The sequence below is a fragment of the Paenibacillus sp. FSL M8-0142 genome, from assembly GCF_038597315.1.
GTDB lineage: Bacteria > Bacillota > Bacilli > Paenibacillales > Paenibacillaceae > Paenibacillus_AQ > Paenibacillus_AQ lactis.
In genome coordinates this window covers 277,691-290,600 of the sequence record NZ_CP152008.1, presented here as the reverse complement: position 1 = coordinate 290,600, position 12,910 = coordinate 277,691, and the positions used below count along the sequence as shown (strand labels likewise).

Here is a 12,910-nt window from a genome sequence, read left to right as displayed (position 1 = left end):
CGAACATCGTGCAGGAAGTCATCACTAAAGTGCGCACCGGGAGTTGCACACGGTTGCTGGGCTAAATTCAAACGGAATGCCAAGCCAGCCGGCCAACCAGTCAACCGGCCAGGATCATCTCCGGTTCATCGCCTGCATCAGGCGGATGATATTCTCCGAGGTTCTCTCCACATTCCGCCTCCCGCCCGCCAGCGCCTCCTCCAATGTGGAAGCGCCTGGCATAATCCCGAATATCGCATCAATTCCCAGGCCGTACAGGACCTCGGCTCCGTCGCCGACCCGCCCAGCCAGCGCCACGACCGGCTTGCCGTGCCGCTTCGCAACCTGGGCAACGCCAAGCGGCGTTTTGCCGTACTGCGTCTGGAAATCCATCGCGCCTTCTCCGGTCCATACCATATCGGCCTGCCGGATTCTGTCCTCCAGTCCGGTGAAATCGACGACCATTTCGATCCCCTTCCTTAGGTTCCCGTTCAGGAAAGCCATCAAACCTCCGCCCAGTCCGCCCGCGGCCCCGGCACCCGGTACGTCTGCAATATCCTTGCCGAGCTCCTGCTTAATCACCTCGGCATAATGGCGGAGATTGCGATCTAAAATTCGGATCATATCCGGAGTCGCCCCTTTCTGAGGCCCAAACACGCTGGAGGCCCCCGTCTCCCCGCAAAGCGGGTTCGTGACGTCACAAGCAACCTCCACCTGCACATCCTGAAGACGGGAATCGAAGCCCGACAAGTCAACCCTAGCAAGGCGCCCCAGCTCCCCTCCGCCATAGTCAAGCTCCTTGCCTTCCGCATCCAGCAGTCTGCCGCCCAGCGCCTGCACTACTCCGGCTCCGCCATCATTCGTAGCACTGCCGCCGATGCCGACCAGCAGCTTGCGGATTCCGTGGCCCAGGCAGGCTCTGATCAGCTCCCCCGTCCCGTAGGTCGTCGCCGCCAGCGGATTCCGCTCCGCCGGCGGCACGAGATGAATCCCGCTGGCACTGGCCATTTCGAGGATGCCGGTGCTGCCGTCGCCGGAAATGCCGTACGAGGCCATTACCGGATGCCCCATCGGACCCGTCACCCTTCGGGTATAAACCGTACCACCTGTCGCATCCACGAGGGATTGCATCGTTCCTTCTCCGCCGTCCGCCATAGGCACATGAATGCAGGTGACATCCGGACTTCCCTTCTTGATGCCGCGTTCCATCGCTTCACATACTTCCTTGGCTGTCAAACTCTCTTTGAAGGAGTCAGGCGCCAGCACAATGACGTAGTCCCGTTTCACGTTATCCCCTGCCAATCCTCATAATTTCAAGTCTCTTTGCCGCTTCAGGCGTCTTTTGATTGTTCCGGTCATGAATCCCCTTAGTCCTTTTCAACCTGCTTCCCGCGTTCGGATCTCGTCCGGGGCGACATGAGCGATCGTCTGCATGATCTCGAACTGTCCCCTCGAGCTGGTTCTGCGTGCCAGCAGCGTGCCGAGGATGCCGCCGGCGAACCCGATCGGAATCGAGACGATCCCCGGATGCTTCAGCGGAAATATCGCCTCGGCCCGGATCCAGCCCGTAACCGGGTCCATGACGTTCGGGCCGATCGCGATGAGCGCAAGGGACGATACCAGCCCGCAGGTAATGCTCGCCATCGCGCCGAAGGCGTTAAAGCCGCGCCAGAATAGGGTGAACAGCAGCACGGGCAAGTTCGCCGAGGCCGCAACCGCGAAGGCAAACGAAACAAGGAAGGCGACATTCAGCTTCTGCGCTCCGAGCGCGAGCACAATGGAAGCCGCGCCGACCACGATCGCAGACAGCTTGGCCACCTTCATTTGCTGTGCCTCGCTCGCCTGCCCGCTGCGGAAAATGCTGCTGTACACATCATGGGCAAAGGCCGATGAGGCGGTGAGCACGAGACCGGAGATCACGGCCAAAATCGTGGCGAACGCGACCGCCGATACGAATGCCATGAGAAACTCGCCCCCGAGTGCGCTGGCCAGCAGCGGAATCGCCAGCTCCACCCGCTCCGACAGCGCGGACCAATCCACGAAGGCAGCCGCCCCGAAGCCGAGGAAGATCGTCATCACGTAGAAGATGCTGATCGTCACGGTCGCCGTCTTCACCGACAGCCGAACCGCGCGCGGATCCCTAACCGTATAAAAGCGGGCGATGATGTGCGGTAGTCCGGCCGTGCCCAGTACCAGCGCCATGTTGAATGAGATCATATCCAGCGGGTGATCAAACATATTCCCCGGCTTCAGGAACTGTTCCTTGAGCGGTGTTCCATGCTCCATGGAGGCAAACAGCCCCAACAGATCCCAATCAAACCGTGACAGCACGATAAGGCTGATCATTAGCGTGCTGCTCACCAGCAGAATAGACTTCACGATCTGCACCCAGGAGGTTGCAAGCATGCCGCCGAAGGTAACATATACGGTCATCAGACCGCCGACAAGCACGATGGCCCATGAGGTCTCCAGGCCGAACAGCAAATGGACAAGCCAGCCTGCTCCGACCAACTGAGCAATCATATAAAAGACCGTGATCATCAGGTTATTGAGCGCGATTAATCCGCGCAGCCGTCTCTCTCTGAACCGGACCGCAACCGCATCCGCCATCGTATACCGGCCCAAATTATGAAGCGGCTCGGCGATGAGGTATTGCACAATCACATAGGAGGCCAGAAATCCGATCGAATAGAAAAATCCGTCAAAGCCGTACACCGCAATCGAGCCCGCAATGCCTAGAAAGGACGCGGCGCTTATATAGTCTCCCGAGATGGCCAGCCCGTTCTGGAGGCCGTTCAGCCGGTTGCCTGCCGCGTAGAAATCGTTCGTGCTGGTTGTCCTTCCCGCAGCGTAATACGTCATCATAAGCGTCCCGATGACGATCGCCAGAAAAAAAACGATGCCGGATATGTTCACGTACCAGGCCTCCTTATTCATATACGCTTAAGCTCCTTCTATCATTTTACGATAAGATGACAAAAAAAGGGTGACCCTCCTGCTAAAATGCAGATAGAAGACCACCCATTTTTGAAATCTGAGCCCATATGAAGTACAATCGGCGCTGCTTATGCGCCCGTATTCGCCTTCACCAGCACTTCGGCATACTTCGCATCGTCCTTGGAGGAGGATAGGAATGTGCCGACGTAGGCGGCCAGGAATCCGAGCGGAATGGAGACAATGCCCGGATTGCTCATCGGGAACAGCGGCTCCCCGATCAGAATGGCCTTGCCCGCCGGATCCCATATATTCGGGCTGAGCGCGACGAGGATAACCGTGCTGATCAGTCCGGTCAGCATGCCGGTGATCGCGCCGGCCGTATTGAACCTTTTCCAGAATACCGTGAACAGGATAACCGGCAGGTTCGCGCTGGCCGCGACCGCAAAAGCAAGCGAGACGAGGAACGCGACGTTCATCTTCTGCGCAAACAGGGCCAGCAGGATCGAGACGACGGATACGCCGATCGAGGCATAACGCGCCATCTTGAGCTGCTCCTTCTCCGATGCGCTTCCGCGGCGCAGGATTTGCCCGTAGAAGTCGTGGGCGAACGCCGATGCCGCCGACAGCACGAGGCCGGTTACGACCGCGAGGATCGTAGCGAAGGCAACGGCCGAGATGAGGGCGAACAAGAAGTCGCCGCCGATGACCTTGGCCAGCAGCGGGGCGGCCATGTTGCCCGCATTGTCGACTGCGGTAATATCGGACGCCCCGACGAAGGCAGCAGCACCGAAGCCGAGGAAAATCGTCATCACGTAGAAGATGCCGATGATCCATGTGGCGTAGACGACGGAGCTGCGAGCCGTCTTCGCGTCTCTGACGGTGAAGAAACGGATCAAAATATGCGGCAATCCGGCCGTGCCGAGCACGAGCGCCAGGTTCAGCGAGAGCGTCTCAAGCGGGATTTTGTACTTGTTGCCGGGATTCAGGAAGGCCTCCTTCAGCGGTGTGGCCGTCTTCATATGCTCGAACATATTCGTCAGGCTGAAGTCGAATTTCGCAAATACGATGATCGAGATGATGAAGGTTCCGGCCATCAGCAGCACCGCTTTGGAGATCTGCACCCAGCTGGTGGCATGCATGCCTCCGAACACGACATAGATGGTCATCAGCACGCCGACGATCAGTACGGACGTCACGTAGTCCAGACCGAGCAGCAGCTTAATCAGCGCCCCCGCGCCGACCAGCTGCGCAATCATATAGAAGATGGAGATCGAGATCGTGTTGAGCGCAGCGACGCCGCGTACCTTCTTGTCTGCAAAGCGGGCGGCGATCATATCCGCTACGGTATACTTGCCCAGATTCCGAAGCGGTTCGGCCACAAGGTACAACACGACCAGATAAGCGACCAGGAAGCCGATACTATAGAAGAAGCCGTCGAAGCCGACCAGCGCGATCGAGCCGGCGATGCCGAGGAAGGATGCCGCCGACATGTAGTCCCCGGCGATGGCCGTGCCGTTCTGCCAGCCCTTGAGTCCTCCTCCCGCCGTGTAGAAATCGCTCGTATTGGTCGTCTTTTTGGCAGCGAAATACGTAATGACAAGCGTCAGCAGCACAATACCGCAAAACAAAGCAATCGCCATATGCCTATGCCCCCATATCCTTTTTGATCTCATCGGCAATTCGGTCGAACTGCGAAGCCTTGCGGGAGTATAGGATGCACAAGACCCAAGTCATGATGAACTGCGCGAACGCAAACACCCAGGCCCACGTGATCGGTCCTACGGCCGGACGATTCAGCACGTCGGTGTATGACGTAAGAATCGGCAATGCGAAATAAAACAGCAGGAAAAATACCGTCATCGGGACAATGAATCGTTTCTTGCGGGAGAGCAGCGTTTTGAATTTGTCCGAGTGCCATACTTCCGTATAGCCTTTTTCCTTCGCTTCCATTACTTTCCCCTCCATCCATGGCGGAAATTCGGATTAACCTGCGCCTTTTCGATTGTAAGCGCTTTAAATCGATTATATACGGCAGCCGCGGCTCCTACTACCGCTCCTGCGCAAAGCGTCGGATGAGCTGCGCGAAACGCCGAATTTGCCGTCTGGAAAGTGTCGTTTACCACCGCTTTCCAGACGGCAAATTCACATTCGTGAAGCGTTAGCCGATACAGGGGGGGAAATGGCTCAGCGTGATCGAACACGTATTCAGCTGACGCCAAGGGGAAGCATTCCCGTATCAGATGCATTCTACCGACGCAGGTGGAAACGACTGCATTGAGTGTGTGCTGCCGACGCAGGGGGAAGTGGCTGCATGGAGCGCGTGCTGCCGTCGCCCAGAGAAGCAACCTGCATCGAAATGCATTCTGCCCTAACACTGGGACGGAACGCTCCATGAGTCCGGGTGGCGTTAAAGGTCTACGCTTTTCGCAGCAGCCGGAATAAATCCTTAGCCGCCTCTCTGGATAGCGGGATCACCGTCCGCGTCTCGTCTTTCATGACAATGTTATAAGCCCCGTTCGTCCAGGGCGACAGCTCGGCAATGCGGTTCACGTTCACCAGATAGCTCCGGTGCGGCCGAAAGAACGAATAGCCGGTCAGTCGCTCTTCCAGCTCCTGCAAGGTCTGCTTGCTCATGATCCGCTGTCCTTCCGCCGTGTGAATGGCGACGATCCGCTCTTCCCTAACGGCGTAAAGAATCGCCTCGGGATCGACCAGCACATGCTTGTCGCCGTCGTCCAGAAGCAGCAATCCGCTCATTTTGCCGGCCTTGGCTTCCGGCGGCTGCAGACCCCCCGGTCGTGCATGGACGGCTGCAGGCACAGTCGCGCCTGACAGTCCCTGACTTCCGGCATACCTGGCGCGGATCCGCTCGAGCGATTCCTTAAAGCGGATATGACTGTATGGCTTCAGCAAATAATCGATCGCATTCAGGCCGAATGCCTCAACGGCATATTCGTCATAAGCGGTCGTGAACACGATAAGCGGCGAGTGCGGCGAGGCTTTGAGCATCCGCGCAGCCTGCAGGCCTTCCAGCTCCGGCATATGGACATCGAGGAATACGACATCGGGCTGCCACTGCGCAGCGAGCTCCAGCAGCTCCCTTCCGCTCGCCGCATAAGGCAGCATCTCGATATCCGGCTCTTGCTCGAGCAAATAGGCCAGCTCTTCCCTTGCCAGCCGTTCATCTTCAGCGATCATCACTTTAATTCGCTTCACGGCAACGACTCCCTTCCAATACGCTGCAGGGGATGCGAAACGATATGCGCAATCCGCCCTCCGCAACATTTTCGATGATAAGCCTGGCTTCCCGGCCGTACATTCCCATAAGCCGCTGATTGATATTGTAAATGCCGATTCCCGTCCCGCCGCTCTCGTGAAGCGGCCGTTCTCCGAGACGCTCGAGCAAGACCGGCGATATGCCTGAGCCGTTGTCCTCCAGCAGGACGACAGCCATATCCCCGTCGCGCCTGAGCGTGAGCTTAATGAGACCGCCGCTGGCCGTATTGCGCAGGCCGTGCTTGATGCTGTTCTCGACCAGCATTTGGAGCGTGGCGGGCGGTATTTGCAGCTCCTCGAGTCCCGGCTCAAGCTCGCAATGAAAATTGAACTGGTCCTCGAACCGGATCTGAATAATGTCCAGGTAGGCACGCAAGAGCTCCATTTCCTCGCGGACCGTCGTGGCACGCGAGGCCATTAGCTTGGCATTCAGACGCATGAACGCGCCCAGCTGCATCGTCGCATGCCTCGCCAGCTGCGGGTCCGAGCGAATCAGGGAGTGAATCGCATTCAGCGTATTATACAGAAAATGCGGGTGGATCTGGGCTTGGAGCAGCTTCAGCTCCGCCTCTTTCATGAGCTTGGCCATATTCTCGTGGGAGGTGGCGCCAAGCTGATAAGAGATCAGCTGGCCCAGCCCCCGGGCCATCGCCAGCTCGACCCGCCCGATATCCTGAGGCCGCTTGAAGTACAGCTGGATGACGCCGACGATCTGGCTTCCTTCCAGCATTGGGACGAGGATCGCGGCGCCGAGCGACGGATGCTGCGGCTGGATATCCTCGGCATGATCCACTACGTGGAGCTCGCCGGTTGCGATCACTTTTTTCGCCATAGAGGAGCTGATCTCTTCTCCTGGCTCAATGGTCCGGCTGGCCGCCCCCGCATGGGCAAGGAGCCGCTCGGTGTCGGTGACCGCGACGGCGGTCGTTGTCTTGAGCTCCCTTAGCAGCAGATCGGCCACCGCCTGTGCCGTCCGGTACGTCAATCCTTGCTTCAGATGAGGAAGGGCTGCTTCGGCGATGTGAAGCGCCTTCTCCGTCTCGTACGCCGCGGCCCGTTCCTCTTCGGCAAGCGCCACCCGCAGCATCGTCGTGAACACGGCGATCGAGATGCTGTTCGTCAGTACCATCGGCAGACCGATCAGATTTACGAGCTCGATCGCCTTTAGGGAATCTTCAGCACAGATCAGGATGACACCCATGAACAGCACCTCGGCAAACATGCCGACAAACAGCGCCTTCGCCGGGGAGACCACCCGCTCCTGCGCGAAGAAGCGGGCGACGCCGCCGGCAAGCACGCCGATCAGCGGTGCCGTAATGGCACCTGCCAGTCCTGTATAGCCGCCCATATAGAGAAGATGCGCTCCCGCCAGAAGACCTCCGCCGAAGCCGACTCGGGGACCGCCCATCAATCCTCCGATCACAACGCCGACCAGGGCGGCATGGGCCAGCGCCTGATCCTTCGTCAGAGGCATCAGCCAAAAGGAGGTGCTGATGCCCCCCTCCTCCACAACTACCCCGGCATACGTGCCTAGAATGCCGAAGAGCCCGAAGAGGCAGGAGTAAAACACGCTTTGAACGCCCGATATCCCCTTCCGATCGAGTAATTGGCGGAACAGCGGAATTCGGGTCAATATAAAGGCAAGGATGAGCAGCATGCCCATCCGTTCGAACAGATGGAGCGCAAGCTCCTGCATAGGAACCTCCCTCTCCCCGCGTAAAATACGGCTTATGCTTCAGCTACTTAGCCTCATTTTGATGTCTGGTTATGGTTACATGATTGGTTACGGTTATGAATGAATTCGATTCCATTCCCACGCGAATGCGTTTTCAATTGATGCATGATGATTATAAGGCACAGGTTGCAGAGAAGACAATAAAAAGGAATATATGAAGCGAATGGCAAAATGATAAAGGGCTGCTCTTGTCTGGTGAAAGGCAAAACAAATGCAAGATAAGGGGGAAGTGAAATGAAGAAAAGATACTTACTAAATTGGATTATAATAACCACCGTACTTGTACTGATTTCAAACCTGCTCCAATTTGTTGTATCCAACCGAGTTGGTGGGGACAAACTGCCTGTAACTTCTCAACCGATCCACGACAATAACAATAGCTACAATATATTTACGGATTATTCGAGTCGTATTCAAAGCACGTATAGATTGTTATTGGAGCTAGAAAATGATAAGTATAGTAAACCAAATGATGCCTTCTTATTGTCACAGGGATTTTTAATAGGAAACAGTACTGATTACTATTCAAATTTAGAAGTGTTAATCCAAGGTTTGGACAGCAATGATTATAATCATGAGCTTCATAACATTGTTGATACGAATAAAAATTTACAAACGATGATCTATAAATTAAACAGATATTTCTTTACTCAACGGGATAACGCAAAGCTCCCTGATAATTGGGAAAAGATAGAAGGATTACTCGCAAAAATAAGTACTCAATTAACTTCAGAATCCACAAAAGATATGAGTCTGTATAATATTACGAGCTATCCTAAGGAATTTGTTACGAAATCCGAATACACGACTGCTATTTCAACTTTAAACAAAGATATCTTTGAGGTTATTGATTTAATTGATAATTAGGATCCTCCCAAAAAAAGCAGCTAAGGACCTTCGCCCTCGTTAACATGTGCGATAAAGCTTGAAATCCATTGTGAGATCCCTGGGGGTCGAACATTCTATCTTTTTAAACTGGACTAGGCAATATGAGCATCACGGTGAAATAAATGGTTGATTTGGGTACGAGTTCAATTCATTCCACGTTGGCCGGCAAAAATCCGCTGCGTGATCACGCAAAAAATTCGGCGTGCTTCCCCCCCGGAATCGTTGGGGAATACGGATTTCCTCCTAATCTAAGCCCTCTATAATAAGGAACATACACAGCCATTGAATTGGTATCCTTATGTGGAGGGTTATTCTTATGCCTAAAATGCCGTCAACGTTCTATCAGAAAATTATTCATTTCTTCAATTTGTCTGATCCTGATTATGTCCGTTTCGTACGCTCATATGAAGCCAAGACGAAGAAGCAAATCGCGTTCTATCTGTTTCTTGGCCTTCTCCCCGGTCTGATCGCGTACTTATTCACCTTTCCGTTGCGTGAGCCGCTCATGAAGTGGACGGGTCTATCCTCTGTTTATGTACAGTTTATTGCTCTCGTCGTGATGTCGATCGGATGGCATATGCTCTTTCCTTTTTTGATGCTCCGCTTCAAAGACGGGCTGTCGTTCAAACAGTCCCTTGTTTACCTTGGTTTTGGAAAATTCGATCTGAAGGGAATACTGACCGTTCTGCCCCTCTTGACTGTCCTGTTCACAATACTTTCGCTGCCTTACATGAGATATGTGTATACACCGCTGTTTGAGTGGTTGAACGGGTTTTCTGCGCTTCATATGGGAGAATGGCATATTTTCAACCAGGGATATTACGATTTCCCGTTACCGCTGCTTCTGGTCGGCCTTGTCGGCAATTTCATCGGGGAAGAAATTTATTTCCGTGGCTATCTGCTGCGTAAAGTGGGGCGCTTAAAGTTTGACTGGCTGTGGATCTCCTTCATTTTCTATTTCTACCACATGTGGCAGGCTCCCATCAACTGGGCCCTCTTGCCTCTGGCAATCGTTACTCCATTCGAAATTTTAGTCAAGCTGCGGAAAAATATTTATGTAGCCATCCTGTTCCATCTGTTCACCAACTTTTTGTGGGGAGCCATTACACTCTATCTGGTAGGGGTGTGACGCAATCAAACCTGTTTGTCGTTCATCCACAGCAAAAAAGATAGTACAATGGCAGCAAGGGGGTTGCAGCTTGTCGACTATTCTGCGGAAATACAACTGGGTCATATACGGAACGGCCCTTTTATACCTTGTTGCAGCGGCCTACATCCATGTCGCTACGCTTCAAAATCCATATACCGGTTTATTGTTCCGCGAGGATCGTGGCGCATGGATCGTATCATCCGTCGATCGTGCAGGCCATGCAGCGCAATGGGGCGTTCGTATCGGGGATCAGCTCGTCGCGGTGGATGGCAAAGCACCAATTGATATGATCGAGCTCGGCAGCCAGTCATATTTGAAGCAATCGGGGACGCTTCTGTTCATGCGTGATGGACTGGGCACGATTGAAATGCGTAATAGCGCAAAATCATCAGACGTGTACAAGGGGTTGTTCACCGGTTGCGCGGAGCTGGCGCTGCTTGCCATCGGACTGGTGGCTTACCGGAAAAAGCCCGAGTCACATATGGTCCGTCGGTTTTATGCGCTGAATGTATCCATGGCAGCGACGCTGCTGTCCGTATACTCGACGGAGAACACGCTGACCGGATGGATTATGCCGTTGGTGGCGAGCTCGTTGCCTTACCTGTTGTTGGCTTTTTTCATCTCCTTCGTATTCCGATCTGTTCCCCGGTGGATCGGCCTGGTGCTGGCCTTATACCGGATGATGGCCGCATTGTTCGCCGCGTATGCCCTGGTCATCTTCTCACTGGGCGTTATTCCAGGTTGGACACGGAGCGTCATCCATATGGGGCTGTTCGCAACATTTCTAGCTATATTCGCTATTGCGGCTGCCTATTGGAAAGCGATGGACCGTGCCGAGAAAAACAGCCTGCTCACGTTTGCGGCCGCGCTGGCCTTCAGCCTTTTACCCTATTTGTTCCTGTGTGCGCTGCCCGATTTGCTGTGGGGTGAATTTATGATGCCCCCGGATACGGCATTGACCGGCCTTGTGATCCTCCCAGCTTCCGTATTGTGGCTATTGGCACGACAGAAGCTGGTCGACATGCGCTTCTATCTTCCACGACTGGCCATACACAGCTTGTATATCGGGCTGATGCTCATTTTGATCGCTGCTCTCATTCGCAGCAGCGCTTCCAAAACAACGCTTGTGCTATGCGGCGCATTCCTTATCCTTGTGCTGATGCACCAGATGAGCATCAACAGCATCAAGCGACAACGGGAGCGGCGTGAAGACCGGCTTGACCGACAACGGCTGGAGATGTCAATCCGGCTTGCAGAACACCGCAATAGCCGCGACCTGCTGCGTATGCCTGCAGAGCTTGTCCATAGCGTAACGGAAATAGAGGGGTTGTGCTTTGTCTGGAATCGTGATACTGAAGCCGTCATCTACGGAACGGGGAGGTTTGCGGAAATCACGGAATTCGCCGATGCAGGCAAGCCAATTCCGCGGGAGGCGCTGTCAGGACACGGTTTCGAACAGGTGCTGGACCTTGTTGTCCAACCCGGCGAACCGATCATAGGCTATTTGGGATTAGGCGCGAAAAAAAACCGAACCGTTTTCACCTCGGAGGAGCTCGGGTTAATCGATAAGGTGAGACGGGAAACCGTTCGTTTGCTGACGAACACTGCCCTGCTTGATGAGCTGCGTCAAGCACGCGGCACATTGACCGGGGATCAATCCGAATACCGTCTAGTGGAAGCGCAAGAAGCGAAGCAGGTTCGAACGTCATACTATTTGCATGACCATGTTTTGCAAAACCTTATTTTTCTCTCCCGCGATCTGGAAGAATTGCATGATACGCAACAATGCAGCAAGCAGCACACCGCAATCTGGTTGAAATGTCTCTACGATACACAGCGCGACATCCGCCTGCTCTGTGATGATTTGTATCCACATATCGTCGATCAAGCGGGACTGGGCGACGCTCTGCGCTGGCTGATGCGTACGATTAAAGAGAATGGCGGGCCGACGACTAATCTCGTGAATGGGCTGCCGGAAACGCTATCTCCGTTATACAAGATCACATTGTTTCGTATTGTGCGGGAGCTTGCAAACAATGCGTTAAAACATGCCAAGGCGGACAATCTGACTATACGTTTATGGGAAACCCATGACGCGGTCCACTGTCAAATCAAAGATGACGGCATCGGAATAGATCCGGTTGCTGCAGGCGGGCGCGGATTCGGACTCGCCACGATCGGAAGCCAGGTTGCACAATTCAAGGGTGATATCGATATTGACTCGGCAACCGGGCGCGGGACAAACGTCCACGTTTGGCTGCCGAAGCAGGAAGGGAGTTCAGAGCATGGAGCAGCCCATCAAGGTGGTACTGCTGGATGACCATCCACTAGTCATGGAGGGGTTGAAAAATCGACTTGAGCGAGAATCAGATATTCGTGTAGCCGGAACATTCAATGACCCTCGCGAACTATTGTCTCAAATCGCATTGCTGCATCCGGATGTCGTCGTTATTGATATCTCGATGCCCGGCATGAACGGATTCGAGGTGCTGGAGGAGCTAAAACGGACTTATGGCATTTCAGTCAAGCTGATCGTATTATCGGGATACGAGTATGACGAATATGTACATAAAGCTTTTGAGATCGGCGTGCATGCCTATTTGTCCAAGCAAGCGACCTACCCGCAAATCATGAATGCCATTCGGCAGAGCCTGCTCGGTCACCGGTTGGTATCGGAGCGGATGACTGCTCTCCCCAGAACCGACCAGTTGACACCGACGGAACGGGAGGTGTTAAAACACATCGCGTTAGAGAAAACAAACAAGGAAATTGCAACGGCGTTGTTGATGAGTCAACGGACGGTTGAATACCACATGACGGCCATTAACCGGAAACTCGGTGTCAAGACGAGGATTGGTGCGGTTTCTAAAGGCTATGAGCTGGGTTTGCTGGAGCGGCTGCATGATGGGGATAAGTGAACATTCCGGTGGATTCTTATGCACCGC

Annotated in this window: 10 protein-coding genes; 4 read left to right on the top strand and 6 right to left on the bottom strand. The window is 54.2% G+C overall.

The window, feature by feature from the left end; genetic code table 11:
• Window positions 1-114: 114 nt before the first annotated feature.
• The 6 genes from NSQ46_RS01320 to NSQ46_RS01295 form a co-directional block, all read right to left on the bottom strand.
• Complete coding sequence (locus NSQ46_RS01320) at window positions 115-1,266, bottom strand: glycerate kinase (protein ID WP_342576134.1); 1,152 nt, start codon at window positions 1,264-1,266, stop codon at window positions 115-117.
• Between the two features lie 90 nt (window positions 1,267-1,356).
• Entirely contained in the window at window positions 1,357-2,916 is a 1,560-nt protein-coding gene (locus tag NSQ46_RS01315) for a cation acetate symporter (RefSeq protein WP_007128932.1), read from the bottom strand.
• A gap of 128 nt (window positions 2,917-3,044) precedes the next feature.
• Entirely contained in the window at window positions 3,045-4,556 is a 1,512-nt protein-coding gene (locus NSQ46_RS01310; RefSeq protein WP_007128933.1) for a cation acetate symporter, read from the bottom strand.
• Window positions 4,557-4,560: 4 nt separating this feature from the next.
• Window positions 4,561-4,866, bottom strand: a complete 306-nt coding sequence (locus NSQ46_RS01305; protein ID WP_007128934.1) for a DUF485 domain-containing protein — start codon at window positions 4,864-4,866, stop codon at window positions 4,561-4,563.
• Window positions 4,867-5,331: 465 nt separating this feature from the next.
• Window positions 5,332-6,132 carry a LytTR family DNA-binding domain-containing protein gene (locus NSQ46_RS01300; protein ID WP_028404045.1) on the bottom strand — a complete coding sequence of 267 codons (801 nt, stop codon included), beginning with the start codon at window positions 6,130-6,132 and terminating at the stop codon, window positions 5,332-5,334.
• Window positions 6,119-7,888 (bottom strand): LytS/YhcK type 5TM receptor domain-containing protein, encoded by a 1,770-nt coding sequence (locus tag NSQ46_RS01295; RefSeq protein ID WP_210094057.1) that lies wholly within the window; start codon window positions 7,886-7,888, stop codon window positions 6,119-6,121. Before NSQ46_RS01295 ends, NSQ46_RS01300 begins: the two co-directional genes overlap by 14 nt.
• A 273-nt stretch (window positions 7,889-8,161) precedes the next feature.
• Here NSQ46_RS01295 and NSQ46_RS01290 point away from each other — a divergent pair, with 273 nt between their 5' ends.
• The 4 genes from NSQ46_RS01290 (at window position 8,162) to NSQ46_RS01275 (ending at window position 12,883) form a co-directional block, all read left to right on the top strand.
• Entirely contained in the window at window positions 8,162-8,794 is a 633-nt protein-coding gene (locus tag NSQ46_RS01290; RefSeq protein WP_342576130.1) for a hypothetical protein, read from the top strand.
• A gap of 337 nt (window positions 8,795-9,131) precedes the next feature.
• Window positions 9,132-9,944 carry a CPBP family intramembrane glutamic endopeptidase gene (locus tag NSQ46_RS01285; RefSeq protein WP_007128938.1) on the top strand — a complete coding sequence of 271 codons (813 nt, stop codon included), beginning with the start codon at window positions 9,132-9,134 and terminating at the stop codon, window positions 9,942-9,944.
• A gap of 70 nt (window positions 9,945-10,014) precedes the next feature.
• On the top strand, window positions 10,015-12,285 hold the full coding sequence (locus NSQ46_RS01280) for an ATP-binding protein (protein ID WP_342576127.1): 2,271 nt from the start codon (window positions 10,015-10,017) through the stop codon (window positions 12,283-12,285).
• Window positions 12,251-12,883 (top strand): response regulator transcription factor, encoded by a 633-nt coding sequence (locus NSQ46_RS01275; protein ID WP_341342561.1) that lies wholly within the window; start codon window positions 12,251-12,253, stop codon window positions 12,881-12,883. The genes NSQ46_RS01280 and NSQ46_RS01275 overlap by 35 nt, the downstream gene beginning before the upstream one ends.
• Window positions 12,884-12,910 lie beyond the last annotated feature (27 nt).